The sequence below is a fragment of the Corynebacterium sp. H78 genome, assembly GCF_037572275.1.
In the GTDB taxonomy this organism is placed as follows: Bacteria; Actinomycetota; Actinomycetes; order Mycobacteriales; family Mycobacteriaceae; genus Corynebacterium.
On the sequence record NZ_JBBHKX010000002.1, the window covers coordinates 904399 to 930556 of the forward strand.

At 55.3% G+C, this 26158-nt stretch carries 27 protein-coding genes and 5 tRNA genes; 19 read left to right on the plus strand and 13 right to left on the minus strand.

Going from position 1 to position 26158, the window contains the following annotated elements:
* Positions 1–70: 70 nt before the first annotated feature.
* The 5 genes from WG934_RS05195 (at position 71) to WG934_RS05215 (ending at position 4495) form a co-directional block, all read left to right on the plus strand.
* Positions 71–313 carry a DUF3039 domain-containing protein gene (locus tag WG934_RS05195; protein ID WP_339978236.1) on the plus strand — a complete coding sequence of 81 codons (243 nt, stop codon included), beginning with the start codon at positions 71–73 and terminating at the stop codon, positions 311–313.
* On the plus strand, positions 310–2052 hold the full coding sequence (locus WG934_RS05200; RefSeq protein ID WP_339978238.1) for a DEAD/DEAH box helicase: 1743 nt from the start codon (positions 310–312) through the stop codon (positions 2050–2052). The genes WG934_RS05195 and WG934_RS05200 overlap by 4 nt, the downstream gene beginning before the upstream one ends.
* A gap of 72 nt (positions 2053–2124) precedes the next feature.
* Positions 2125–2676 (plus strand): hypothetical protein, encoded by a 552-nt coding sequence (locus tag WG934_RS05205; RefSeq protein WP_339988980.1) that lies wholly within the window; start codon positions 2125–2127, stop codon positions 2674–2676.
* A 116-nt stretch (positions 2677–2792) separates the two neighbouring features.
* Positions 2793–3203, plus strand: coding sequence for a hypothetical protein (locus tag WG934_RS05210; RefSeq protein ID WP_339978242.1), 411 nt, complete (start codon positions 2793–2795; stop codon positions 3201–3203).
* Positions 3204–3211: 8 nt separating this feature from the next.
* Entirely contained in the window at positions 3212–4495 is a 1284-nt protein-coding gene (locus tag WG934_RS05215; protein WP_339988982.1) for a DUF418 domain-containing protein, read from the plus strand.
* Between the two features lie 101 nt (positions 4496–4596).
* Here WG934_RS05215 and WG934_RS05220 read toward each other — a convergent pair whose 3' ends face one another.
* Positions 4597–6069 (minus strand): RNA polymerase sigma factor, encoded by a 1473-nt coding sequence (locus WG934_RS05220; protein WP_445228184.1) that lies wholly within the window; start codon positions 6067–6069, stop codon positions 4597–4599.
* Positions 6070–6219: 150 nt separating this feature from the next.
* Complete coding sequence (ppgK, locus tag WG934_RS05225; RefSeq protein WP_339988983.1) at positions 6220–6978, minus strand: polyphosphate--glucose phosphotransferase; 759 nt, start codon at positions 6976–6978, stop codon at positions 6220–6222.
* A gap of 98 nt (positions 6979–7076) precedes the next feature.
* Here ppgK and WG934_RS05230 point away from each other — a divergent pair, with 98 nt between their 5' ends.
* Positions 7077–7907, plus strand: a complete 831-nt coding sequence (locus tag WG934_RS05230; RefSeq protein WP_445228209.1) for an inositol monophosphatase family protein — start codon at positions 7077–7079, stop codon at positions 7905–7907.
* Between the two features lie 25 nt (positions 7908–7932).
* Here the strand turns inward: WG934_RS05230 and WG934_RS05235 are convergent, their stop codons facing one another.
* Positions 7933–8532 (minus strand): LytR C-terminal domain-containing protein, encoded by a 600-nt coding sequence (locus tag WG934_RS05235; RefSeq protein ID WP_339978252.1) that lies wholly within the window; start codon positions 8530–8532, stop codon positions 7933–7935.
* Between the two features lie 144 nt (positions 8533–8676).
* On the opposite strand from WG934_RS05235, the gene WG934_RS05240 reads away from it, so the two are divergent.
* Positions 8677–8973: a DUF4193 domain-containing protein gene (locus tag WG934_RS05240; protein WP_339978254.1), complete on the plus strand. Its 297-nt coding sequence runs from the start codon at positions 8677–8679 to the stop codon at positions 8971–8973.
* A 113-nt stretch (positions 8974–9086) separates the two neighbouring features.
* Here WG934_RS05240 and WG934_RS05245 read toward each other — a convergent pair whose 3' ends face one another.
* The gene (locus WG934_RS05245; protein WP_445228185.1) at positions 9087–9629 is read right to left on the minus strand and encodes a DUF3093 domain-containing protein; all 543 of its coding nucleotides are present in this window, start codon (positions 9627–9629) and stop codon (positions 9087–9089) included.
* A gap of 77 nt (positions 9630–9706) precedes the next feature.
* Between WG934_RS05245 and dut the strand changes: the two genes are divergently transcribed.
* From dut to WG934_RS05265, 4 genes are all read left to right on the plus strand, one after another.
* Positions 9707–10177, plus strand: a complete 471-nt coding sequence (gene dut / locus WG934_RS05250) for a dUTP diphosphatase (RefSeq protein ID WP_339988985.1) — start codon at positions 9707–9709, stop codon at positions 10175–10177.
* Between the two features lie 143 nt (positions 10178–10320).
* The gene (locus WG934_RS05255) at positions 10321–11184 is read left to right on the plus strand and encodes a DUF3710 domain-containing protein (protein WP_339988987.1); all 864 of its coding nucleotides are present in this window, start codon (positions 10321–10323) and stop codon (positions 11182–11184) included.
* A 107-nt stretch (positions 11185–11291) separates the two neighbouring features.
* Positions 11292–12023: a DUF3159 domain-containing protein gene (locus WG934_RS05260; RefSeq protein ID WP_339988988.1), complete on the plus strand. Its 732-nt coding sequence runs from the start codon at positions 11292–11294 to the stop codon at positions 12021–12023.
* Complete coding sequence (locus WG934_RS05265; protein WP_339988989.1) at positions 12024–13253, plus strand: class I SAM-dependent RNA methyltransferase; 1230 nt, start codon at positions 12024–12026, stop codon at positions 13251–13253.
* On the opposite strand, the gene WG934_RS05270 is transcribed toward WG934_RS05265, so the two are convergent.
* Together WG934_RS05270 and WG934_RS05275 are read right to left on the minus strand one after the other, a co-directional pair.
* Positions 13231–14478 carry an HRDC domain-containing protein gene (locus WG934_RS05270; protein WP_339988990.1) on the minus strand — a complete coding sequence of 416 codons (1248 nt, stop codon included), beginning with the start codon at positions 14476–14478 and terminating at the stop codon, positions 13231–13233. The genes WG934_RS05265 and WG934_RS05270 overlap by 23 nt on opposite strands.
* A 10-nt stretch (positions 14479–14488) precedes the next feature.
* The gene (locus WG934_RS05275) at positions 14489–15064 is read right to left on the minus strand and encodes a DUF3000 domain-containing protein (RefSeq protein WP_339978266.1); all 576 of its coding nucleotides are present in this window, start codon (positions 15062–15064) and stop codon (positions 14489–14491) included.
* A gap of 108 nt (positions 15065–15172) precedes the next feature.
* Here WG934_RS05275 and hemE point away from each other — a divergent pair, with 108 nt between their 5' ends.
* From hemE to hemQ, 3 genes are all read left to right on the plus strand, one after another.
* Positions 15173–16270 (plus strand): uroporphyrinogen decarboxylase, encoded by a 1098-nt coding sequence (hemE, locus tag WG934_RS05280; RefSeq protein WP_339988991.1) that lies wholly within the window; start codon positions 15173–15175, stop codon positions 16268–16270.
* A 74-nt stretch (positions 16271–16344) separates the two neighbouring features.
* Positions 16345–17823 (plus strand): protoporphyrinogen oxidase, encoded by a 1479-nt coding sequence (gene hemG, locus WG934_RS05285; protein ID WP_339988992.1) that lies wholly within the window; start codon positions 16345–16347, stop codon positions 17821–17823.
* 91 nt (positions 17824–17914) lie between these two features.
* Positions 17915–18613, plus strand: coding sequence for a hydrogen peroxide-dependent heme synthase (hemQ, locus tag WG934_RS05290; RefSeq protein WP_339978272.1), 699 nt, complete (start codon positions 17915–17917; stop codon positions 18611–18613).
* Between the two features lie 145 nt (positions 18614–18758).
* Here hemQ and msrB read toward each other — a convergent pair whose 3' ends face one another.
* From msrB to WG934_RS05305, 3 genes are read right to left on the minus strand one after another with little or no spacing between them, the layout of a single operon-like run.
* On the minus strand, positions 18759–19160 hold the full coding sequence (msrB, locus tag WG934_RS05295) for a peptide-methionine (R)-S-oxide reductase MsrB (protein WP_339988993.1): 402 nt from the start codon (positions 19158–19160) through the stop codon (positions 18759–18761).
* On the minus strand, positions 19138–20514 hold the full coding sequence (locus WG934_RS05300) for a glycosyltransferase 87 family protein (RefSeq protein WP_339988994.1): 1377 nt from the start codon (positions 20512–20514) through the stop codon (positions 19138–19140). The genes msrB and WG934_RS05300 overlap by 23 nt, the downstream gene beginning before the upstream one ends.
* 10 nt (positions 20515–20524) lie before the next feature.
* Positions 20525–21301: a dihydrofolate reductase family protein gene (locus WG934_RS05305; protein WP_339988995.1), complete on the minus strand. Its 777-nt coding sequence runs from the start codon at positions 21299–21301 to the stop codon at positions 20525–20527.
* A gap of 134 nt (positions 21302–21435) precedes the next feature.
* Between WG934_RS05305 and WG934_RS05310 the strand changes: the two genes are divergently transcribed.
* The gene (locus WG934_RS05310) at positions 21436–21924 is read left to right on the plus strand and encodes a ferritin (protein ID WP_339988997.1); all 489 of its coding nucleotides are present in this window, start codon (positions 21436–21438) and stop codon (positions 21922–21924) included.
* A gap of 257 nt (positions 21925–22181) precedes the next feature.
* On the opposite strand, the gene WG934_RS05315 is transcribed toward WG934_RS05310, so the two are convergent.
* The 4 genes from WG934_RS05315 to WG934_RS05330 form a co-directional block, all read right to left on the minus strand.
* Positions 22182–22257 (minus strand) — tRNA-Gly (locus tag WG934_RS05315).
* Positions 22258–22284: 27 nt separating this feature from the next.
* Positions 22285–22359, minus strand: a tRNA-Val gene (locus tag WG934_RS05320).
* A gap of 25 nt (positions 22360–22384) precedes the next feature.
* Positions 22385–22458, minus strand: a tRNA-Cys gene (locus tag WG934_RS05325).
* A gap of 69 nt (positions 22459–22527) precedes the next feature.
* A tRNA-Gly gene (locus WG934_RS05330) sits at positions 22528–22600 on the minus strand.
* A gap of 329 nt (positions 22601–22929) precedes the next feature.
* Between WG934_RS05330 and WG934_RS05335 the strand changes: the two genes are divergently transcribed.
* The 4 genes from WG934_RS05335 to WG934_RS05350 all read left to right on the plus strand — a co-directional run bounded on the left by WG934_RS05335 (position 22930) and on the right by WG934_RS05350 (position 26061).
* A tRNA-Val gene (locus WG934_RS05335) sits at positions 22930–23001 on the plus strand.
* A 376-nt stretch (positions 23002–23377) separates the two neighbouring features.
* Positions 23378–23956, plus strand: a complete 579-nt coding sequence (locus WG934_RS05340; protein ID WP_339989000.1) for a copper resistance CopC family protein — start codon at positions 23378–23380, stop codon at positions 23954–23956.
* 2 nt (positions 23957–23958) lie between these two features.
* Positions 23959–24585, plus strand: a complete 627-nt coding sequence (locus tag WG934_RS05345) for a copper chaperone PCu(A)C (protein WP_339978284.1) — start codon at positions 23959–23961, stop codon at positions 24583–24585.
* 243 nt (positions 24586–24828) lie between these two features.
* Positions 24829–26061 (plus strand): Dyp-type peroxidase, encoded by a 1233-nt coding sequence (locus WG934_RS05350; RefSeq protein ID WP_339978286.1) that lies wholly within the window; start codon positions 24829–24831, stop codon positions 26059–26061.
* The last annotated feature ends 97 nt before the right edge of the window (positions 26062–26158 follow it).

The window sequence follows — 26158 nt, forward strand, 5'->3', positions numbered from 1 at the left end:
GCCCACAATCGGGGAGAAGTTCGGGGGCGGTTGCCCACATTGGTGTCTCAATAGTGCACAATCGATTGCTGTGAGCACGCCATTGAAGACAACGAAAACTATCGAACGGACCGATGAACGGACCGAACAGCGTGACGACACCCCGAAGTTCTTCCACTACGTAAAGAAGGACAAAATCGTGGATTCTGCCATTTCGGGCGCCATGGTCGTCGCCTTGTGCGGTGAGACGTTCCCGGTACGAAAGTCAGCTAAGCCTGGATCGCCGGTATGCCCAGACTGCGAGCGAATCTATAAGTCGCTGCGTCGCAAGTGAGTGGGCTTCGTAAATGGCAGCAGGAAGCACTAGATAAGTATCTTGCCACCAACCCCAAGGACTTCCTTGCGGTGGCAACGCCAGGTGCTGGTAAGACGACTTTCGCGCTTCGTCTTGCTTCCGAGCTGCTGTCCCGTCGAGTCGTCGACAGGATTATCGTTGTCGTGCCTACCGAGCACCTGAAGGTGCAGTGGGCTGCGTCTGCCGCGAGGAACGGGATCGCGCTCGATCCGAATTTCTCCAACTCGCGGGGCGTATTTAACCGTTCCTATAACGGAATTGTGGTGACCTATGCGCAGGTCGCTGTGCACCCCACGAAGCATTACGCCATCACGACTGCCGGACGTAGCCTCGTCATTCTCGATGAGGTACACCATGGTGGCGATGCCAAGAGCTGGGGAGACGGTATCGCTGAAGCGTACGGCGACGCTACCCGCAGGTTGTGCCTGACTGGTACTCCTTTCCGTTCTGACGATGCCGCCATCCCATTCGTCCGCTACGCCGACGACGGCGAGGGGCATCTGAAGTCCGTCGCCGATCACACGTACGGGTATTCGGATGCGCTTAACGACGGCGTCGTTAGGCCCGTTGTGTTTTTGGCGTACTCGGGAGAAGCCAGGTGGCGTGACTCGGCAGGTGAGGAGTTCGCTGCTCGGCTGGGCACGATTATGAGTCCAGAGGAAACGACTCGCGCGTGGCGCACGGCGCTCGATCCGAACGGCGACTGGATGCCATCTGTCTTGAATGCCGCACATCGTCGTTTGATGCAAATGCGCCAACACATTCCCGACGCTGGTGGATTGGTGATTGCTACCGATGCGACTACGGCTCGTGCGTATAAGCGGATGCTGGAACAAGTGTCGTCAACGCCGGTGTCGCTGATTTTGTCGGATGAACCTGGCTCGTCGGATCGCATTAAAGAGTTTTCAGACTCGACCGACGAATGGATGGTTGCTGTCCGCATGGTGTCTGAAGGCGTGGACGTGCCTCGTCTCGCTGTTGGCGTGTATGCGACAAGTTCGTCTACTCCGCTCTTCTTCGCGCAGGCCATTGGTCGATTTGTACGCTCACGTCGACCAGGGGAAACCGCGTCTGTGTTTTTGCCCAGTATTCCTGTGCTGCTCGACTTGGCATCTCAAATGGAAGTGGAACGCAACCACGTTCTGGGAGAGCCGCATCGCCCAAGTGAAGGGTGGGAAGACGATCTCGTCGCCGAAGCGAACCGTCAGCAAAACGAACCGGACGATCTCCCTGCCTACGAATCTATAGGCGCAGACGCTGAGCTCGACTATTTGATTTACGACGGATCATCCTACGGCACCGCAACCATTGCCGGCTCCGCTGAAGAGCAAGAATACCTCGGCTTACCTGGCCTCCTCGATGCCGAATCCATGCGCACCCTGTTGCAGCAACGGCAGGAGGAGCAGCTCAAGGCTGCCTCCGAACGGGAAAAGGAGCACCGTTCGCAGGGGGAATTGCGTGACGACGAATCGTCGCAAAGCAATGGCCCCACGCAGATTGAAGGGACTGCCTACCCACGCCCACAGCGTGTGGCTAGTGAGGAATTGCCGAAGCTGCGCAAGGAACTTAACACCTTGGTGTCAATGACCGCTGCGCGAACTGGCCGACCACATGGCCAGATTCACAATGAAGTGCGACGCAATTGCGGAGGCCCGCCAACAGCGCTGTGCTCAGCGGAGCAACTACGAGACCGAATCGCGTATTTGCGCCGTTGGTAATGGCTCTCGATCATCGCTGACATTCATTAGTTAAAGACGAAAATATTAGTGTTTGCTTGTAGTGTCGGATGTATGACGAATTCACCAAATTCGGGATACACAGGCGGCTACGACCCCTTCGGCGACGATAACTCTGGTGCTCAGTACGGCGCCAATCAGCAGGCAGGTGGTTCTTTCAACCAAGAACCCGGCTACCAGGCTCAGGGGCCACAGGGCTATGCAGGCGCTTCGTACGCCCAAGGCTACGGAACACCACCACCTTCGGTCGCAAGTACAGGCATGGGCTGGGCAATTGCGGCTCTCATCATGGGCATCATTGCGCTGTTGACCAGCCTTTTTGTCATTGGAGGTTTCGCAGGCCTCATCGCCCTGATTCTGGCTGTAGTGGCGCTGGTGAAAGGATCAAAGGCTCGTAAGCTGGGGCTTCAAACCACCGGCACCACTGTCATGAGCGTGTTCGCCATCGTGTTGGCAGTACTCGCAATTATCGGTGCGTTCTTCATGACGGCCATCTTTGGCTCTGTATTTGGAGCGGTTGAACAGTGTAATCAGTACCAAAACGATCCAGAACTGATGCAAGAGTGCATTCAAGACTCCATTAACGAAAAGTTTGGCGTCAACTAAGTCAACTAGAGTTGACAGTATGAATACCGGATACCTCTGTACCTGTCTTTGTGCAGCCAAAGGTATCCGGTTTTGTTTTGATAAACGCAGCTCAGCCTGCACTTGAAAGGTCTCACATGGCAAACAATGCAACGCGCGAAAACACCTACGGAAAAGACGGCATTGATGGTGCTGGCGTTGGTAGAACCCTGGGGCTGTCTTCACTGATTCTCGGTATCGGTGCCTTGCTGTTTTCGTGGGTTCCGATCATGGGATCGGTTTTTGGAATCGTAGCGTTCGTTCTCGGCATCACAGCCATCGTCAAGTCACTCGGTGCCAAGAAGCGCGTGACGGCCGCTGGCCGGGAAGCGCGCACTGGCGGTGCTTTCGGGCTTGGCCTCATCGGTGTCTTCACAGGTGCAATTGCCATCGCTATTAATCTCGCAATTTACTTTGTGGCGCAGAACGCTATTGACGCCTGCGAACACATCGACAAGACAACCGCTGAGTACCAGAAATGCCTCAGCGACGAACTAGGAACGAAGTAAGTGACACCATGACTACGTACCCTCCGGTTGTACCACCAAACACGCCTGTACAACAGGAGTTCCACCATACGACCACCAAAGAACGCATTCTGTCGCCAGACATCGCCAGGGGACTGATGCTTCTTGGAATTGTTGTCGCCAACGCAACAACTGCGTGGTGGCTCTATGGCTCAACCGGACCTACGACCGAGCCTCTGGAAGGACCAGATCGCATTGTTGCGGTGCTAAACGACGTCCTCGTGCATCGTCGCGGCCTCCCAATGTTTGCCACACTCTTTGGCTTTGGTCTTGGCATGTTGGCAATGCGTGAAAGCCGGAGGGGTACGCCATGGCCGGAGTGCCGAAAGCTCATGCTCAAGCGCTATGGGTGGCTTGCCCTTTTTGGCGTCGTTCATACACTTTTCCTCTTCTTCGGGGACATTCTGTTGACGTACGCTTTGCTTGGCATGCTCCTCATTCTGTTGGTACCCCTGCGAGACAAAGTCTTGCTATGGGTAGCCGGCATTTTGGCTGTACTCAACATCATTAGTGCTATCGGCTTACATATGATGACAAGCTGGCTGATGAGTTTTTCGGAGACAATGAATCCGATGGCTAGTGATGCGGGTGCAATGCCTTTCGGCGATCCCGCCAGCTATCTCACCGGACAGGTATTGATGGGTTTCGTTATTGCGTTGACGTCGCCTTTCAGCGCGATGATGGCTGGCCTGATGATCTTCCCGCTCATGATTGTGGGACTGGTCGCAGCGCGTCAGCAGATTCTGCAGAATGCCGAACAGCACATCCCACTCTTATCTGTCGTCGCAGCGATCGGCGTGATTGCGGCGGTGGCTACGGGTATTCCGTCCGGCCTATCAAAAATCCCCGACGGGGTAGCGGGATTACCCGGAACCTGGTCAATGATCAGTGACCTGGCTGGCGTGCTTGCAGGCCCTGGCATTATCGCTGCTATTGCGTTGCTCCTGATTCCTATTCAACGCCGGGTGAAGGCGGGAGCGAATCAGGGCATCGTCGTTAAGGCTCCGTTCCCACTGGATATGCTGCAGGCCCTCGGGCAAAGGTCGCTGACAGGATATGTTGGCCAAAGCATCCTGCTGCTTCCACTTGCTTCCGCTTGGGGTGCAGATATCTTTGCTAACGCGTCGCTCACGCAAGTTTCGCTGTATGCCACGGGCGTGTGGGTAGTCACGCTGGTGTTCGCTTACATTCTGGCAAAGCTGGACAAACCAGGGCCATTTGAGGCACTACACAGGCGTCTCACCTATGGTCGTGGCGAAAACAAGACCAACTAGCAGGCCCACAAAGCTAATCAATCCAACAGCAATGGCCTCCACCTGGATAACCAGGGGAGGCCATTGACATCGATTCTGTATGGCAAGAACAGGGGTAGTCGCTACTCGAGGTAGTCGCGCAACACCTGGGATCGAGATGGGTGACGCAGCTTCGACATCGTCTTCGATTCGATCTGGCGAATACGCTCACGAGTGACTCCGTACACCTGGCCGATCTCGTCCAAAGTACGGGGCATACCGTCGGTAAGACCGAAGCGAAGGCGTACGACACCAGCTTCACGCTCGGACAGGGTTTCGAGAACATCGCCCAGCTGATCCTGCAGCAAAGTGAAGCTAACAGCATCTACAGCAATGACAGCCTCAGAGTCTTCGATGAAGTCACCGAGCTGGGAATCGCCTTCGTCACCAATGGTCTGGTCCAGAGAAATTGGCTCCCGAGCGTACTGCTGGATCTCCAGCACCTTCTCCTCGGTGATGTCCATTTCCTTGGCCAACTCTTCAGGCGTAGGTTCACGACCAAGGTCCTGCAGAAGCTCTCGCTGAATACGACCCAGCTTGTTGATGACTTCGACCATATGTACCGGAATACGAATGGTACGAGCCTGGTCAGCCATCGCACGGGTAATAGCCTGACGAATCCACCACGTTGCATACGTGGAGAATTTGTAGCCCTTCGTGTAGTCGAACTTTTCGACGGCACGAATCAGACCAAGGTTGCCTTCCTGGATCAAGTCCAAGAACGCCATGCCACGGCCGGTATAGCGCTTAGCCAGTGACACAACCAATCGAAGGTTAGCTTCGAGCAGGTGATTCTTCGCTCGCTGACCATCGCGAGAAATATCACGGAGATCGCGACGCTGAGCGTGGGGAAGACGCTGACCAGCAGCCTTAGCCTCGTCGATCTTGTACTGCGCGTACAAGCCGGCCTCGATGCGCTTCGCCAGAGAAACTTCTTCCTCTGCCGTGAGCAGCGCGACCTTACCGATCTGCTTCAGATATGCACGAACGGAGTCGGCTGAGGCGGTGAGCTCGGCATCTTTACGTGCCTGGCGCAGCGCTGCGGACTCGTCCTCGTCCCATACCTCGTCGACCTCATCCGAATCGTCATCAGCAACGTCGTCGACATCATCGACATCGTCTTCGCCTTCGTCGAGTTCGGGATCGAAGTCAGTTTCGAGGTCCGCGTCCTCCAGCTCCTCGTCATCGGTAGCTTCGATTGCTTGGGCATCCTTCGCCTTAGCGCTGGTTGCCTCCGCAGCCGACTTTGAAGCTGCAGCCTTGGAGCTGGCAGCCTTCTTAGCGGTTGCCTTCTTCGCCGTCGACTTTTTAGCCGCAGTTTTCTTCGCAGCTGTCTTCTTAGCGGTGGTCTTTTTTGCAGCCGTCTTCTTTGCAGCGGTCTTTTTCGCAGCAGTTTTCTTCACTGCGGACTTTTTCACTGCCTTTTTAATGGCCTTTTTCACAGCCGTCTTGGCGGGGGCCGAGGAGTCGGCTGCGCCACCAGCGGTGCTTTGACCGTTTGGCTGATCCGGTTCGTTGCCTGCCACGAACTCCCTTTCACGAATAGGTCTTGCCATCAGTTACTTGCCACGGAATTCCGGTTGCGAGGAGAGGCACAAAGTGTTCATATTGAACCTGCGCCGGAGGCCGATTAATTCAACCGTCCGTGAATCAACTCCCCAGTGTAACCCAAAGTGCGAAAGTACCGCGCAATCACACCGTATTGGTTACGGCAATAAACCCCGGTGGGCGGCCAGCGCTGCACCCGCAATTCCTGCGTTGTTGTGGAGTTTTGCTGGAATCACTGGTGTTCGGCAATCCAAGTTCGGAACCCATTTTTCGTGTTCGCGCGAAATGCCGCCACCGACGATAAAGAGCTGTGGCCAGAACAATGCTTCGTACGTGCGCAAGACCTTGGATACACGAGGTACCCATTCCTCGAAGGAAAGCCCCTCTACTTCCTTGACACGAGCAGAAGCAAAATGCTCCGCCTCCTGCCCGTCAATGACGAGGTGGCCAAGTTCGGCGTTGGGGTATAACGCACCGTCGTTAAGAAGAGCTGCGCCAATGCCGGTGCCAAAAGTGAGCAGGATGACTGCGCCCTGCCGAGCCTCTGGATGGCCGTACTGAACTTCAGCGAGGCCTGCTGCATCGGCATCGTTCAACACATGGACTGATCGGTCAGGCTCGAAGACGGCGCAGAACAGCTCCTGGCAATCCGTGTTCACCCAACTCGGGTCAATATTCGCAGCCAAGAGAGCAGTCTGATTGCGAACCACCGACGGCACGGTGATACCAATCGGGCCAGACCACTTAGCTTTGTCGACAACCTTCACAATTGTCTCCGCAACAGCCTGCGGAGTTGCAGGCTTGGGTGTGAGCAGTTTGATGCGTTCACCAACTAGCTCACCAGTATCGAGATCAACAATTCCGCCCTTGATGCCGGAACCACCGACATCTACGCCAAAACCAATGTTTCGTCCCATGGCCCCGATTGTACGAAACAAGCCACAATAGGCTTATGAACCTCCACAACGAACTTCTCGACGGTCCCATTACCCTGGACCCTGCTCAGCTCGATGAACTGCGCCAATTCGCCTGTTTCTTAGCGACGACTGCCGCCGCCCATGTCCGGCGACGTCGTGTAGAACTGGGCCTGGATTTGGACTCGCAGATGGAAACCAAGTCGTCTGACGTCGATCCCGTGACGGTCGTGGATAAGGAATCGGAGGAGCTCATCAGGCATCTCGTCGCAACGCAGCGCCCCGACGATGCTGTGCTTGGTGAAGAACAGGGTGGTGGTGAGGAAGTACGACCTGGCACGGTGCGGTGGTTAGTTGATCCGATCGATGGGACCGTGAACTTCCTCTACGGAGTGCCCGCGTATGCCGTGAGCGTGGGATGCGAAGTGGATGGCAGGCTTGTGGCTGGCGCTGTCGCAGACATCCCACACAACCGCGTCTATCACGCAGCAGCTGCGCAAGGTGCAGCAGTCACCGAAGCTGACGGCCGGAGTAGGCCTATTGAGTGCTCGCGACCAGCTGGACTGGACGTCAGCTTGCTGGCTACCGGATTTAGTTACGATGCACAACGACGTCGCAAACAGGGGCTTTTAGTCACAGAGTTGCTGGGTCACGTGCGTGACATTCGCCGGATGGGATCTGCCGCACTCGACCTATGCATGCTGGCGGACGGGCAGTTGGATTGCTACCTGGAACACGGTTTGAACCTGTGGGACTACGCCGCGGGGGCGGTTATTGCTATAGAGGCGGGGGCCGTCGTTACGCTTCCCGCTCCAGGAAGCAGCACAGCTGATGGGCGCGCTGTGGTGGCGACTGCACACAGTGTGGCGGGTGAGTTTAACGAGATACTGGGAGCGATGGGTGCGCTGGAGCCTATCGACGACCACGAGTGACCGCGCAATACTGCTGAGGAGCGGGCTAGTCGCAGGTTCGGGACACTAGGGAACTCAGAGTGGCGGAGTCTACGACTTCGCCATTGTTCAGTTGTTGCATCACGGCGTGAACAGGGCCGGAATCATCGAGAGTTTTGAAGCCCTTACCAAGCACGACATCGACGTTGCCCTCGGTACGAGCGTCGTGAACCAACTCAAAACAAGGGAAAAGGGCATGCAAGGTGGCGGCATGCGAGTTGAATTCCGCGCCGAAGCGCAGTTGGCCGTGACAGTTCAAGTTCTGCGATGGGGTCAATGGATCGTTTCCAACAGCATTGTCATCCACGCGGGCAAACCCCAGTGACTGCAGTGTTTCTGAAACAACTGTGGCCTGGCCCGACTGTCCATTGGCGTTCAACACCCGGACGCCGACATTCGAAGGTGGTGCTGGGTTCTCACCGATCAGCATTGCAGAGGAAACGACCGGACCGGAATCGGGGAGATAGCAGTTCACGGGCATAGCAGTGCTATCGCGTGTGAATGCGAAGAACCATGCTGCGGTCGCGGAAATGAGCAACGCAATCACGATTACGAAGTACACAATCGGAGAAGTTGCGGAAGGATCCTTCCGTGCATGTCGGCTCATGATGGATAACTCTAACGTGAATTTAAAAGTTGCACGAAAAATGGCCCTTAACCTGGGGAGATGACATCAGGGCAATTTTGCCTTAATATCCGCTGAGAAACCTCTGTACATGCTGGCCAGCGCCCAGGAAGAAAGTCTAACCACATGGCTGTAGATTACGACTCTCCTCGCACTCGCGAAGAAGATGGCATCACAACTGATTCTCTTGAAGGACTCCAGGCTGCATCGGAGGAAAAGCGAATCGACGATACTGACGACGGTGAAATTGTTGAGCCTTTCGACATTCCAGTTGCTGATCTAACTGGCGAAGAGCTTGAGATCGATGTTGTCCCTGCTCAGGAAAATGAGTTCACCTGTGGCTCTTGCTTCTTGGTCATGAACCGCAAGATGATTGCACATGACCCAGGCGATGGGTTCCCCATTTGCCGCGACTGCGCCTAAACGTGCGTTAAACGGCAATTGCTCGTTCTACGAGGCGCGTGAGTAGCGCATGAGGAAAGCCCCGGAGATTTCTCCGGGGCTTTGTCATTGGCGATTGCTAATTGTTGCGCCTCTTACTCGCTCTTTTCGTTCTCAAATCTTTTGCCGAGGAAAAGCTCAAGGACCTTTTCTGGATGTCGAGTGGAAACCAGCCAATATGGTGTCGGATCATCCGCATCGTCGAGAACCAACAGCACCATCGTCGGCACCCACGAGTGAGTGACGAGGAACGCAGCCGGGTCAAGCTGACGGCCAAGCGCATTACGCTGTGCGGACTTCGGCACAACCAAAGAACGAGATACAACTGACGCAGGCAGAATAGCGGAGCCAGCGTGCAGCCACCGTTCGCCAGTCGCATCACGTTCGATAGCTACGACTGTCTTAGACATGGTGAGCAGGATCCACACTCCCACCGCGGTGATAATAACGCCACCTACGATGAGCCAGATGACATCACGGTTAAATGCAACCTGCGCGGTACATACGATGACACCAGCAACGCCAAGCAGCCAATACCACCAAGGAACCCACAACCGTTCACGGTAGATTTCGCCCGTAGCCTGCGATAAGGCGCGTGCAGGCTGGTTGCTTCCCTCAGTTTCACTCTCTTTAGTCACACATCCATACTAACTGGCTTGGCGAATAGCTGAGTCAACGCCATGTCTCGGCTAGCAGGTTGCGTATCGTTAATCGCATGAGTATTGAGGCACAAAAATACGACAGCGTGCTGGTGAAGCGTCTCACCCCTGACGCAGTGATTCCACGGCGCGCACATAGCGATGATGCAGGTGTCGATCTTTCGTCTATCGAGGACGTGACATTAGCTCCAGGTGAGCGTCGTCTCGTTGGCACCGGTATCGCTATCGCGCTACCGACTGGAACAGTTGGTCTGGTGCACCCGCGTTCCGGCCTTGCTTTCAAACAGGGGCTATCCATTGTGAACGCTCCAGGAACCGTGGATGCAGGTTATCGCGGAGAGATCAAAGTGTGTCTTATCAACTTGGATCCGGCTGAGCCGATCATCATCGGCAAGGGCGATCGTATTGCCCAGCTCGTGGTGCAGAAGGTAGAGCTATGCGATTTCGTTGAAGCAGACAGCCTCGACGAAACAGAGCGTGGTGCTGGCGGGCATGGTTCCACAGGCATTAAGAATGCGCTCGCGTAAATAGCTAGACCAGTAGGAAACCGCGTTGATTGATACACCCGAATGATGGCTATTAGCGAGTCTTCATTGGTGTGTGCCAGCAATATAGGGCAGTTGTCGTTACTCTGAGTGAGAGAGGGTACGACCCGAAGTAGGAGTATTTTATGTGGCCTTTTGGCAAGAACAAGAACGACGCTGACAACGCCGATGCAGCTGAGTCGACCGTCGCAACAGAGATGGCGGACAAGGAAGCACCAGTTGTCGACGATGCGGCGGAGTCCTCCGCTCCGCTAGGCGACGAAGAAGCACGGGCACCATACGCTGTTCAGGGCGTGGACGGTGCTGATGTGGACGAGTTTCCTCGTGTAACCAAGTCTGGTGGCGGACCGTTCGATGCGGAGGACGCTAGCCCGCAAGAGTTCGACTTCTCTGACTTCGCAAAGGCAAGCGTCAACCTTGGTTCGGTTCTTCTGGCAATCCCACATGAGGGTGATATTCAGGTCGAGATGGGACCGCAGGGCCCAACGATGCTGCACATTGCCACCGAATTCGGCCGCATTACTCCTGTTGCATTTGCAGCTCCAACGTCCGGTGGCCAGTGGGAGAAGTCTGCCGGCGAGATTCGTACGGGACTTGAAAACGACGGTCTGGCAGTAGACACCGAAGATGGTCCGTGGGGTAGCGAGATCGTCGCAAAGACCGCGGATGGCGACATGGAAATGCGCATCATCGGTGCCGATGGTTACCGGTGGATGCTTCGTATGACAGTGTCGGGCCCGGCAGAGCATGCTGACAAGCTTGCGCACATTGGTCGTGGTGTTATGGCGCGAAGCTTTGTATCGCGTGGTGATAATCCAATGCCTGCAGGCCAGCCACTGCCAGTGACGTTGCCACCAGCGATGGCAGAACAGATTCGACAGGCATACGCTGCACAGCAGCAAGCACAGTCTTCCCAGGCAGGACAAGCTCCTGGTCAGGTGCCAGGGGCCACTGGTATCGCACCGGACGGATCTTCCCAGGAGAGCTAATACACTTCCGACTAAGCTGCATCCACGTCCAGGGACGTGGCTCTGCAGCCTTTTTGTTTGTTGCACAGCGATTCATCGCGTGGCAATCGTTTCTTGATAGGAAAAGCGTGAGCGAGAACGTAGAAGACAACGTCGATGCAGACGTGGAGTCGCCAGAAGAGGGCGGTCAGACCCTACTTGATCAGATGGGTGGAGTGTCCGGCCTCATTTCGTCGACGCTTCCGGTGATGGTGCTCGTCCCCGTAAATTCGGTCTGGGGATTGATTCCTGCAATGATTGCCGCCGTCGCTGTGGCGTTTGCCATCTTTGTGTGGCGACTTGCTCGTAAGGAAACTTTGCAGCCGGCAGTGTCCGGACTTTTCGGTGTCCTTTTTGGCGCTGCTATTGCTTTCGCAATGGGCGATACCAAAGGTTTCTTCCTTTACGGAATCTGGTATTCGGCTGTAGCCGCGGTATTGTTCCTACTATCGATGCTGATTCGTCGACCGGCTGTCGGATACATCTGGGAATCCCTCAATGGACGAGACTCTACGTGGCGTTCCGACAAGAACCTCTACGTCGGCTATCAAATCGCGACAGGGGCATGGGCTGTTGTTTTCGCAGCACGATTCCTCGTCCAGAACAAGATTTACAACGCTGACGATGTCACCTGGCTGGGCATTGCCAGGATTCTCATGGGTTGGCCACTAACAGCGATTGTTTTCATCATCACGATCTGGGCAATCCGCAGGGCGCGTCGTCGTTCGGAATCTGACCACGACAGCGCAGATACGGCCGCCCCTGATACTTCACAGCTTCATACGACGGACCCAAGTGGATCCACGGAAGGTAATGTTTAAATGACCAAGCAAGAACCACTTATTACCGATGTGGTCATTGACCGCCCAGCTCACGGTGGAGAGTTTATTGCCACTATCGATGGGCGGATTGTGCTCGTGCGGGGTGGTATCCCTGGCGAAAAGGTCACCATCCGTATCGACAACCCAGCGGCCAAATTGTGGCGTGGCGAAGTAACTGCTGTCATCGAGCCATCCGATGATCGCACCGACATTTCCTGCGCAGCCGCACGCGCTGGCGCTGGCTGTTGCGACTGGGACTTCATCGCACCGGAGCGTGCAGCTCAGCTCAAAAGCCTCGTGTTGGCAGATGCCTTACGACGAATCGGTAAATGCGAGGAGTCTGAAGTACCGGAGATCGTCGTCACGCCATTGGCTCCGGCGACACAATGGCGAAATCGGGTGCGCTTAGGTGTAGACAGCGAAGGTCGCGCGGGACTTCGAAAAATGAAGTCGCAGGACTTGATCATCGGAGAAAACTGCAATCAGAACATGCCAGGGCTGCTGGTTGGTTTGGACAAGTCCGGAGCATGCCCAGCCGATGGCGAGCTGTTCGCGGTGTTGGATAAGGATGGCAATCGCCATCTGATGCACGTCGTCGGCAAGGGGCGCTTTAAGCGTCGGACGGTGGTCGAAGGAAACGAGACCAGCAAGCACGAGTGCCGTGGCGTGGTTTTTGACGTACCGGTTGATGGCTTTTGGCAGGGGCATATCAATGCCGTGGAATACTACGCTGATCAGATTGTGTCCCTGCTTCCTGAGCTCGAAGGAGGTCGGGCATGGGACCTCTATGGTGGCGTCGGTGTCTTCGCCAACGTCTTGGCAGATCTGGTTGGCAGTGACGGTGAAGTGGTTTCTGTCGAATCGTTTGGCGCAGCTGCGAAATCTGGCCGGGAGGCTCTCGCGGAACGTCCAGTGCGGTTCGTGACTGGCCGAGTAGAAGCGGTGGTTGGTTCGCTTGCTGCTGACAAGCGCGCGGGTGGCAGTGCCGTTGACTATGTTGTCCTTGATCCACCGCGCACTGGCGCAGGTGTCAAGACTATCGCCGCTATTGCGGAGGCAAAGCCGTCACGGGTGGTGCATGTCGGCTGTGATCCAGCGACATTTGCCCGTGACGCGCGCGCTTGGCTGGATAAGGGGTACAAGCTGACCAACCTCGAAGTTGTCGACGCATTCGCTGGAACGCACCACTTCGAAACCATCGCCTTGTTTACGGCAGCGGCTGACGCCTAGGCAGCAAAACTGTTTCGGCGATGAGCCCGGTCATGAGTTCGATTTGCCATGGCCGGGCGTTGAACGTTGCTAGCAATTCACGTACCTCATCGGCATGAGTTGGCACAGGCTTATTGCCACAGCCCCCGAAAGCCCATGCGACATCGCGAAGATCTGACGGCTTGAAAATGGTATCTGGTCGAATTCCTAGGTCGTCGGCCAGATTCTGGTGTGCTGCCTGCAGTGCTTCCCAACAACGCTGAGCACGTGGCGCGCACTCGGGCCAGTGCTTATGGTGTGGACGTCCGATTGTTTTCTGACGAACCTGCCTCGGCCATTGCCGCTTGGGCGTGGCCAACGCATCTTGCACAACAGCAAACCACTGATCGACGGCACCGCGACGTTTACGCGGAAAACCACGAGTCTTGATGATGTCACCCTTAGTCCGTGCTGGATGCTCCGCCAAAGCAATGATCACTTGATGAGGAAGCACAGATGTCGGTGACACATCACGCTGTCGCGCGATCTGATCTCGCTGATTCCACAAGGCCTTTGCGACGACCAACTGTTCCGGGCGACGCAGTTTACCTACTCCTCGCAGTTGCCTCCACCGGTCATCGTCGGCAAGAGGTACAACATTGTCTGGCGAGAAGGCGAGACGAACCGCTTCACATTCTTCAACGAGCCACGAATAACGGTCGAGTTCGACAAGTACATCGGTCAGCGAATTCGCCAATTCGATGAGAAGCTCCACATCGAGGGCGGCATAGTCCAACCAGTCTGAAGGAAGTGGGCGAGAAGACCAGTCTTCTTGGCCGTGGCCTTTCGCCAAGCTGATACTCAGCAACTCTTCGGTCAAGCTCGCCAATCCCACTTTGGGAAAGCCTGCAAGTCGACCTGCAATTTCAGTGTCGATGAGGTTCGCGGGATACAGACCCAGCTCGCGGAGCGCCGGTAGATCGGAATGGGCGGCGTGAATGATCCACGTCAGGTCATTCAGTTGGGCAGGCAGACAATCCGTGCACCCCGGAATCGACTCAGGATCAATGAGAAAGGTGCCCGCCCCTTGACGGCGGAATTGGAGAAGAAACGCGCGGTCGTCGTAACGAAAGGCCGAAGCGCGTTCGGTATCTACAGCAAGTGGGCCGTAACCATTGGCCAACACTGCTCCTGCGGCGGCGATGTCGCGAGGCGAAGTAAGCACCTGTGGGGTGCCGTCGGCAGGAGTAGTGAGGACAGGGTACATAGGCGGACTGCTACTGCCCCAACATGGTGACGCCTACTGGAGGCAACCCGGCGATGTTGGCCAGCACAGCCGCGAAAGCCTCGACATGTGGGGCAAGGTTATTATCCTCAGCTGTCCAGGAGGCGCGCAGTTCAAGTTGAAATGCCTGTGGAGGGCCACCGATATCGCCGTAACGAACCGAGTTAGTTGTGGTGACAGTGCCACCAAGGTTTGTGAAACCAGCGTTTCCTTCGGAAAGGCCTTCGGTCAGCCATTCCCATGCCACTTGAGGAAGAAGTGGGTCCTCGGCGACAGCTGCGTCCATGTCGGCCTGGATGTAAGCAACCAGGCGCATTGCGCCGTCCCACGTTTCCTCCGCACGGGGATCATGCAGCAGAATCAAACGACCGAAGGCATCACCCTCGGTGGTTTCTGGCACCATGGCGGTTTCAGGATGCAGAACCTCTAAGCCAACCGCATAACTCAATGGAGCTAACTTCTGTGGTGGCCGAATGGAGCCGAGGGAGATCTCATCGCGCAGCTGTGCTGCGTGCATGCTCTCAACGGCATCACGGAAGGTCTGTGGTGCATTTTCGGAAACGGTCACGCACCAGAATGTAGCGGTATGGTCACGGTGTCAACAGGAGGCGCGCCGATACCCCGTGGAAACTTCCCGGAATGCCGCATTTATAGAGAAGTACGGCATGATAGGGCTATGACTAATCGACGTACTCTTCAATCCGCTCCGTTCCTCGATGCCGCTGCTGGTAAGGCACCCTCGCGCCGTCCGGTGTGGTTTATGCGTCAGGCGGGTCGTTCCCTTCCGGAGTACCGGGAGATTCGTGCGAACATCGGCATGCTTGATTCGTGCTTCCGCCCAGACTTGCTCAGCGAGATTACGTTGCAGCCAGTTCGTCGGCATGATGTCGACGCGGCAATTCTGTTTTCTGACATTGTGGTTCCACTCAAGGCTGCTGGCGTAGACCTCGACATTGTTCCTGGTCGTGGCCCGGTGGTTGCAGAGCCTATCCGCACCAAGTCGGACATTGAGCGTTTGCCTGAGGTCACCGCTGATCAGTTGGCACCGATTGCAGAGGGTATCGGTCTTATCCTCGATGAGCTTTCGGATACGCAGGTGCTCATCGGTTTCGCCGGTGCTCCTTTTACTCTCGCATCGTACTTGGTTGAAGGTGGACCATCGAAGAATCATGAACGCACGAAGGCTCTTATGCACGGTGAGCCAGAACTGTGGCACACGCTGATGGAGAGCATTACGCCAATCGTGATTGAGTTCTTGCGCGTGCAGATCAACGCAGGTATTGATGCGCTGCAGCTTTTCGATTCGTGGGCTGGCTTCCTTACGGAACGCGACTACCGACGCTTCGTGTTGCCATACTCAACCCAGATCATTCAAGAAGTGGGCGACGCGAATATTCCACGTATCCACTTCGGTGTTGGCACAGGCGAGTTGCTCGGTGCAATGGCAGAAGCAGGGTCTGAGGTAGTCGGCGTGGACTGGCGTGTTCCGTTGGATCAGGCTGCGTTCCGTATTCAGTCGGCGTTGCTGGCAGCGAACCCGGGTGCGTCGACAGAAGATTGCGCTCGTGTCCTACAGGGCAACCTTGATCCAGCGATCTTCTTTGCTGGCGAATCTGTTTTGCACGATGAAATCGCTCGAGTATGTGGCGAAGCCGACGCAGCGATTGCTGCAGGTCACGCAAGGGGACATATCTTCAACTTGGGTCATGGAGTCTTGCCAAATACTGACGCTGAGACCATCACGCGCGCTGTCGAGATCATTCACCAGCATTAGGCTTGAACTGTCACTAGCCGGGTCACATCCAGGCAACTCGTTCGCACCATCCAGTAGGAGATGTTTACCTCACTATGTCCATGACGAATCCCTTGACCGTTGCTGTCCTCGGAGCCGGGCTTACTGGTCTAACCGCGGCGTACCAGCTACGACGTGGTTTAGGCCCTGGGGCGCGAATCGTCGTCATGGATCCTGCGACCGAGATCGGTGGCAAACTTAAGACGGTCGATGCTGACAATGGTGCTTTGGATATTGGCGCTGAGGCATTCCTTGGTTTCCGGAAGGACGCCGTGGACTTCTTTACTGATATCGGACTTGCCGACGAATTCGTCCTTCCATCGACTCTGCCATCCAAGCTGTATGCCAATGGACAGTTGGTGTCGATGCCCCGCACAACCGTGATGGGTGTGCCAGTGTCCTCGGATGGGCTCGACGGGCTGATTAGCGAAGAGACTGCCAAGCGTATTGACACGGAAGGCGACCCAGCTCTAACTCCACCTCTGCACTGGGTTCCTGGCGATGACTGCAATCTAGGCCAATTGGTCGAGGCTCGGTTGGGACGTGAAGTGGTAGATCACGTCGTGTCGCCCTTGATCGGTGGAGTGTATTCAACCCTCGCTGACGACCTAGGTTTGCGAGCGACCGTTCCGCAGCTGGCTCAGGCCTTGGACGAGTTGGTTCTGCTCGGAGACCCAGTGTCATTGACTGGGGCAGCACAGCGAGTACTGGATGCGCGTAAAGCAGCCGCTCAGCCTCGCGTCGGTTCGGAAGCCGCAACGTCGGGAGATGAAGCAAAGCCGGCAAAACCGATGCCTGTTTTCAAGACGTTCCGTGGCGGATACCGTGTCGTCTACAACCGACTACTCGAGCTCGCTGCTCCTGAGCTCAAGCTTGGTGTGATGCCGTCAGCCATTGCTGCAGACGGCCGTGGCTACCGAATCCGCACTGATGAGGCAGCCGTGGCCGACAGCCTGTACGTCGATGCAGTAGTGGTGGCGGCACCTGCTCCGCAAACCGGCACACTGTTGACTGACGTCGCACCTGACGCTGCTGAACTCATTGGTGCGATTGACCTTGCCAACTCTGCAGTCGTCGCAATGCGCTTCGACACTGACGAGGGGTTGCCGCAGATCAATGGCATCCTGGTCGCTGCCGATGCAGACTTGAGTGCAAAGGCATTCACGCTGTCGTCACGTAAATGGCCACATATTGGTGAGCGTGGTGGCGCTGTAGTCCGAGCAAGTTTTGGACGCTTCGGAGATGATTCCACGGTGCGATTGCCTGACGACGAACTCGTCGCGAAGGCACAGCAGGACTTGGCTACGACAACGGGCTTTGCAGTCGAACCAGTAGAGGTAATTGTTCAGCGTTGGTGGGGAGGACTGCCTCGTTACGGCAAGGGCCATCCTGAGTTCATGCGTTTCGTAGACGATGCACTTGCCGAGACACCACGGCTGGCTGTGGCAGGGGCATGGCACCACGGTCCAGGCATTCCGGCATGTATTGCGGACGCGAAGGACGCTGCAGCTAAGGTCATCCGCGAACTGGCGTAATTAGGGTACCCTGGCAAACGAAGATTGTTGCTCCTGATTTTGCTGTGACAGGCACTTTCGGGAGCTTCCACTGTGAAAGGAAAACCGCTTCATGTCGAAGCTTGACTTTAAGAAGCTCAACGAAACGATCCGTTACACCATGTGGTCGACTTTTAAGGTCACCCCGGGTGCGCTGGGAGACAACCGCGAAGAAGCTATTGCAGCGACGCGCGAGTTCCTCGCTCAGTATGAAGACGCTGACTTGATCGTTCGCGGTTTCTACGATGTCTCAGCAATGCGCGCTGAGGCTGACTACATGTTCTGGATCCACGCAGAGAAGATGGAAGATCTCCAGGCCTTCTATAACAAGTTCCTGCGTGAAACCCCACTCGGACAGGCATCGACTGCTCATTGGTCCAATGCAGCGCTGCATCGCCCTGCAGAATTCAATAAGTCGCACTTGCCATCATTCATCATGGGTGAAGAGCCAGGCCGTTGGATTTCCGTGTACCCATTCGTTCGTTCCTATGACTGGTACCTGTTGGATCCACAGGAGCGTCGTAAGATTCTGTCTGAGCACGGTCAGGCTGCTCGCGACTACCCAGATGTGCGCGCAAACACCGTCCCAGCATTCGCATTGGGAGACTACGAGTGGATTCTCGCGTTCGAAGGCCCAGAGCTCGATCGCATTGTCGACTTGATGTGGAAGATGCGTTACACCGAAGCGCGCTTGCACGTCCGTGAAGAAATTCCGTTCCACGCAGGACGCCGCGTCGACGACATCGCAGAGATCATTAACGCACTTCCATAAATGTGTGTGCATGACGCTCGTCGTTGCACAATGATGGAGAAAGCCCGCGATCTAGCCTAGAAACTAGGCTTCGCGGGCTTTTGCGCGCTCGGTGGGCGTTGTCAGCGGGCGGTGTCAGCGGCTAGACCTCGGTTGAGTCTTCAGCCTATGCGGAAGTGTCTAGCGTCAGGCAAATCGAATTGATGCAGTAACGCAGGTCGGTGGGAGTGTCGTACCCTTCGCCAGCGAAGACATGTCCAAGGTGCGATTCGCACGTGGCACAGAGAACTTCGGTACGGACCATGCCGTGACTGCGGTCTTCACGAACAATGACGGCATCGCTGTCAGCAGGCGAAAAGAAAGATGGCCATCCGCAATGCGAATGAAACTTCTCGGTGGAACGAAACAGCTCGGTTCCACACGCGCGACACGAATAGACACCTTCGATCTCCGTATCGGTGTATTCGCCTACGAAAGGTGGTTCGGTACCACCTAAACGAAGCACCTGGAATTCAGAAGGGCTGAGTCGGGCCTTCCATTCTTCTTCACTCAGTTTCCATGTGAACATGGGGAGTTCCTTCCTGGGAGTCGTCGTCAAGCGTAGCTGCAGTTGCAACGGAACCGGTGCTGTTTGTCGAATCATCGCCGTGCTTCCGACCCCGTGTGGTTGCCGGTTGGCGACCGAACCAATCAATTCCAGCCGCGTGATCTTCGATGGTCCAACGAATCATGCAGCCCATGATGGCGAGCAAGATGATGCCCCAGCCAATGGTTGCAATAGCGATATTGATCCAGCCGGAGAAAATCGGCGCGATCGGTAACACCCACGAGCCGTAGAAGAAGCACATCGTGATTCCGGTAGCAGCGGGCCAGTTGGCGACGACCGTCTTGACGGGAGCTCCGTAAGCGTCGACGACTCCGCGGAGAGGGCGAACCACGCTCAGAATCATCGGCAGGATGAGCATGGAGTAGTACTGCTGGCCGAGCGAGCTCAAGAAGAAGACACCGACCATAAGTAGTCCCGCGGTGGTCGTGACCCAGAAAACCTCATCACGGTGCATCCAGCGGAGCAGCAGAAGTAATGCCACTGCGACAACGAGACCGAATGCCGCGCGCCACATAAGAATGAGCGGTTCCGGAGCACCGAGCCACAACAATTGGCCACCTAGCGAACTATTGAAATAGTCACGGGTGACACCGAGATACGGCATCGTGACATTCACGTAGTCAGAGGCTCGATTCATGAGTGGCCATGCAGCTGCATTAGCGATGACAGGGACAGCTATCGCGCTGAGTACGGTCGTCCATTGCTTGCGCATAAACGGAATGAACAGCAGCGGTGCTACGACCGGTTTCACCGTGATCGCGAGGCCGATGATGATGCCCGCCAGAATATTCTTTCGCTTGACGACCAACAGTAAAAACAGCACTTCCGCTAATAACAAGGAACCGTTGACGTTGGTGAAGCTCAACGTGTTGATGACCGGCTCGGCATGGTAGGCAGCGGTGAGAACTACGGGTATTACCCAACTCTTCCAGCCGATGCCAAACCAGCGAAGCAGGATGACAATGGCTGCAACAATTGCAGCGGACTGAACCGTGACGAAGAACAGTCGGTTCATGTCGTAATCACCGAACCACGTCATCGGCGCCAGTAGCAACGTGCCGCCAGGGGAGTACAGATAGTGCGGATCAACGTCGAGGTAGTTTTCCGTATACACGGGCGCGCCGTCGACAAAGCGACGAACTGCACTCCAGACAGTGGTGTAGTCGTCCGTAATCAATGGGTTTAACGGCATGACCCAGGTGCGATGAACGACAGTAAGAACGGCGAAAGTCCAAAACAGTGGGGACAACAATGAGGCAACTCTGCCCTGGTTGACGTACGTTTCTGGTTCTCGCTTGATAGACAAATCGTTCACGGAGTCAAACTTACCGGTGACTCTTCAACAAATAGCGCAAGAACACGTGCGAGTTGTCGCGTTCCATGGCCACTAATTCCCAGGATTGTGCACGCTGTCTTTTGGAAGTCGAGGCCAGTTTCGCTTCGTGATCTCCGAATATATGTGGGCCCCGGCCAACGAAAACCGGGGCTACCGTCAAGACCACTTCGTCGATCAGCTCAGCAGCCATGAAACTTCCATAGATGCTTGGTCCGCCCTCCACTGCGATCCGGGTTGTGCCAGGGCACAATGTCATCGCAGATTGCACAATTGCTTCCGGACTAACTTCATCGAGCTCGATGACAGTGCCACCGGCTGACTCAATCGCTTTGCGACGATCGTCGTGAGGCGAGCCAGTTTCGATAGGGGCGGTGAGAAAGATGGGGCACGTAGCTGAGCGGAAAATGGGTGCGTCGGGGGAAACGGTTAGTTGACCGGAAACAATCAGTATCCGGGGAATCGGGGATTGGCCGTTAGTGATGCGTGCCTGTTGAACTATTTCGTCGGGGGAGTTCAGACAGTAATTCTCGGCGGTGACGGTGCTCGCGCCGAGTACGACGACGTCAGCGGTGTAACGAGCAGTGGTAAGAACCATCTGATCGAAGGCATTTCCGAGGCCGCCGGAGGTACCCTGAAGTGCTGCGCGTGCGTCGAGGGACTCGATTGCAACGGCAAAAATGTGCGGTGGTACGGCCGGTGAAACTCGGGTGCCATCGTTTCGTAGCCCAAGAAATGTGTGTGCACGAGCATGTATCGCAGAATGCATGCTTGTACGCTGCGGTTGTGAGGCTCCCATGGGAACCAAGAGTATTGAAACCTACGGACAATAGGCAAGGGCTCACTAAGCGGGTAAACCTAATAATGCTTGTTGGGAAACCAGGTTTTACATATACTTGCGCCATGCGACTTAATGACACTCTTGAAAAAGCATTCAATGACCAATTGACCCTCGAGATGCAGGCATCAAACGTTTACCGCCAGTTGGCAATTGAGCTCGACTTGCTGGATCTGTCCGGAATGTCCGCGTGGATGCGCGCGCAGGCCGAGGAAGAGATTCAGCACGCAGAGAAGTTCATTGCACACCTTGCGAACCGTGACAACCGCGCGCAGATCGGCACCATCGAGAAGCCAGATGTAAAGGTTGGCACGGCAATCGATGCCTTCCGTCTCGCGCTGGAGCATGAGAAGAAGGTCTCGGAATCGATCCGCAATCTTTACCAGTTGGCAGCAGACGAAGGTGACATCGATTCTCGTCCACTGTTGGACTTCTTCCTGAATGAGCAGATCGAAGAAGAAGACACCGTACGCACCATTGTCGGCCGCCTGGAAATGGTCGCTGACGATGGCTCCGGCATTCTGCGAATCGACCGCGAACTGGCAATGCGCTAGTTCCGAGTAGTCTTCCCAACTCTCACTTCTGGCAGGCACCATGGATTTTTGTCGCTAGAAGGGCGCACCGATGAACGGGTGAGCATTCTTTGCGGGCAGCATACGCTGCCCCAGAGTCGCTTGCCCGTTCAGTCACTGTCGGACCGAAGTGCTCAGTTAGGTCGAATTCTCTAGGTTCTCGATCCAGGCACTAGTGATTCAGGCAAGTGTAGATGGCCGGTAGACAAAATCCCCGGCACCAGAAGGTACCGGGGTAGTGGAGCGGATGACGGGATTCGAACCCGCGACCCTCACCTTGGCAAGGTGATGCGCTACCAGCTGCGCTACATCCGCAAAAGCATTCCCGCCAAAGCGGGTGCTTGGTGCGCAATACTGGGATTGAACCAGTGACCTCTTCCGTGTCAGGGAAGCGCTCTCCCACTGAGCTAATCGCGCGGGAAATAAACCATTTCTGGATTATTGGAGGTGGAAACGGGAATCGAACCCGTGTACACGGCTTTGCAGGCCGTTGCCTCGCCACTCGGCCATTCCACCGTGACGTTTTACCGCCTCAGTGATTCGCCTTGAAGTTATACCAGATGGTCTAGCCTCATGGAAAATCCGAGCGGATGACGGGATTCGAACCCGCGACCCTCACCTTGGCAAGGTGATGCGCTACCAGCTGCGCTACATCCGCATTGCAATCCTCAATCGGTACTCAGAAGAAGTTCCCTGCGTCCCGTTTGCGGTGCGAGAAAAACAATAGCGTGATTTGAGTGGGTAAAACAAATCCCCAGGTAAAGGCCTCATTTTTTGTAGGGAGAAGGGGAGGTTTCGAGTGCATGCATCTCCAACCTGGCCGCGACCTGCTTTTGGAAACGTCAATTTCAGACATTGTGTGGGTGCAAGTCGGAGTGGGGAGCGACCTCGTGCGACTCTTGTGTCTGCAACTAGGGCAATTATGAGCTGGTTCTTGGAGCGTGCTAACTTTTCTTGTGGAACAAGGCGGTTTAGTTCCAAACTTGCAGTCCCATAGCTCAGTGGAAGAGCGTTCCGTTCACACCGGAAAGGTCGCTGGTTCGAACCCAGTTGGGACTACCGATAGTGAGCCACCTGGATTTTCCAGGTGGCTCAAATCTTTTGTTGCGCCACAAGTACTGTGGACTGCCAGCAGGAAAGACTGAACGTGATTATCGATTAGTGGATTTCGGTTACCCCCAACGGTTTTCGTCAAAACTCCTGATAGTTGCTCTTTCGGAATACGAACGGGGGTATTTGGTTCCGTCGTAGCGGAGGTTGTGGGAACTAACCAACGTTCGCGTCCGACTCATTAACTGGGCTAACAAACGCCCTTTTGTTCGCATCAGCGGAATATTTGCCATCACTTTCCAGTTGCCATGAATAAGCACGGTTGATTGTCGTGGCGAATGTGGCGAAGTATGTGACCAAACCTTTGACGAAGGGGAAATTCTTAGTGATTAGTGCGAATTCGGCTCCCTGGTGGCGTCGTATCTGGGCAAACGTCGCGGTGGCAGCTGTTGCATCCGCAGGCGTTGGTATTGGCGTGTCCGGAATCGGGTTCGTACCTGTCGCTGAAGCGCATGACTCCGTCGTTGCCTCGAATCCGGCAGACGGTGGAAATGTCGATCAATTCCCTGAGCGCATCGAGCTGACTTTCTCGGGTGAGCCACGACCAAACTTCAATACCTTGGCTATCAGTGATACGAAGACGAAGAAGATTCTCTTCACTGGTGAACCAGATTTGAACGGGAATGTCATTTCGCTTGATGTTCCTGACAACATCACTGCGGCTGATGGTTCGTACATGATTGGTTTCCAGATCACGTCTTCCGATGGGCATTCAACTCGCGGGAAGACCTCGTTCACGGTAGGCGACGTTCAGTCTGGCGTTGAAGACGGCTCGAATGTGCAAGCTTCGTCATCATCTGAAACTTCCATCCCCGTATGGGCTTATGGCCTAGGTGGAGGTCTCATCGTCGTGGTTATTGCCGTCATTGTCGGTGTAACTATCTTGAACCGAAAGGACAACTAACAATGAAACTGTCCCGTCCCGTTTACGCTGCAGTTTCCGGTTTTGCTGCTCTGTCGCTAGCACTCGTCGGTTGCTCTTCAGATAATGGTACTGAAGATGCTACTAAGACTGAGTCCTCTGTGGCAGCATCTGAGTCTCAGGCTTCAGATGAGAAGGCAGCAGCGTCTGTCACTCTTGAAGACGGCTACATCAAGGAGAAGCCAGCCGAGAAGATGATGACCGGTATCTTCGGCACCTTGAAGAACAACACCGATAAGGAAATCGAAGTTACCGATTTCTATGTCGAAGGTTTGGCTGATGGCACGGTCTTCGAACAGCACGCCACCAAGGATGGCAAGATGTACAAGATCGATGGTGGACACAAGATCCCAGCTAACGGTGAACACAAGCTGGCTCCAGGTGATGACCACTTGATGATCATGAAGAACTCCGAGGCCATGGAGCAGGGCCAGGAATTCACGGTTGTCATTAAGCTGTCTGATGGCTCTGAGCTGACCCAGTCCCTGCCAGTTCGCGTTCAGGCCGCTGGCGAGGAGGACTACGCTGGTGACGGTTCTCTCGGTAATCCAGGCATGGAAGACGGAGAAATGAAGAACATGAACATGGAAAACATGGAGCACGGAAACTAGTTTCCGGCGTTTCATATTCTGTGTTAGCCGAATTCTAGACGGCTTCATGTCGTAGTAGACGGGGTCGTCGTAAAGAAGTTTACGTCACGCTAGTGGCTTGTGAACATGAGTTACGACGATCCCGTTACGCATATCTAGACCTTAGTTTTTAACGTAGTTTTCGTGACACGGATCATTGATTGGCCGTGGCCGCGACGCTACACAATAGACTTGATTTAGTTTTCGTGGAGGGAGTTGCGCACCATGAGTGCACACGTATCGCGTAGGGGATTCCTCGCTGGATTAGGTATTGGAGCAGCCGCCACCGGTGCTGCCGTATCCCAGGGAGCTCCAGTCGCCAACGCGGTTGGATTGGAACGACCTAAGCCTGAGGAGCCAAAGCCTCCACTGCAGGAGGCAGTCGTTCCTTTCGACGGCGTGCACCAAGCAGGCATCCAGACCGCATCACAGGCGCATCTATGGATGATCGCGTTTTCCATTAAGGAAGGCGTCGACAAGGAGAAGCTTCGCCGACTGTTGTCGGTGTGGACGACTGATGCTCGTGATATGGCCGCAGGTAAGGCTCCTCGTACCGACCTAGAGCCAGAGATGTACCAGTCTCCGGCGAACTTGACCATCACTCTTGGTCTTGGCGAAGGGTTCTTCAAGGCTGCAGGCGTAGAGGATAAGAAGCCTGAATGGTTGAAGCCACTTCCTGAGTACAAGACTGATCAGCTTGACGAAAAGTGGAACGACGGCGATTTGTGTTTGCAGGTGTGCGCGGACGATCCAATGATGTTGTCTCACGCCAGCCGTTACATGATTCGCAATGGTGCCCCGTATGTTGACGTGAAGTGGGTACAGGAAGGCTTCCTGCCTGCTCATGGTTCCTTGAAGCCAGGCGAAACACCACGCAATCGTTTCGGCCAGCTTGATGGCACAGTCAACCCTCGCACTGATGACGAGTTCAACGATCAAGTGTGGATTGACGAAGGACCGGCGTGGCTTCGTGGCGGTTCGTGCCTCGTTGTTCGTCGCATTGAAATGGACATTGACGGTTGGGATATTCTCGACCGCCCGAGCCGCGAAGAAGTCACAGGCCGCACTCTTGATACTGGTGCACCTCTTGGTGGCAAGAATGAGTTTGACCCAGTCGATCCAGACGCGACCGACGAGTATGGTCTGCCACTTATCGACAAGAATTCTCACGTAGCTCTGGCGATGCCTCCAAAGGATGATCCAGAGCAGAAGCTGCACCGGCGTGTGTACACCTATGACTTGCCACCAGAGCCTGACCATCGGTTTACATCAAACACAGGTCTTATCTTTGCGTGTTATCAGAAGGATCCGTTGAAGCAGTTCGATCCAATTCAGAAGCGCTTAGACGAACTGGATCGACTTAATCAGTGGATTTTCCACATTGGGTCTGCAGTTTTCGTTATGCCTCGTGGCACGAAGGAAGACGAGTACTGGGCCCAGGACCTACTAGAGGGGTAGTCCGAACTTAGAGCTTCAGCAGGGGTAAGGTAGGTCGAGTCTGAGGGATGTCACCAGGTATGTGACATCCCGTGAACTCACAAAGGAGAACACGCGC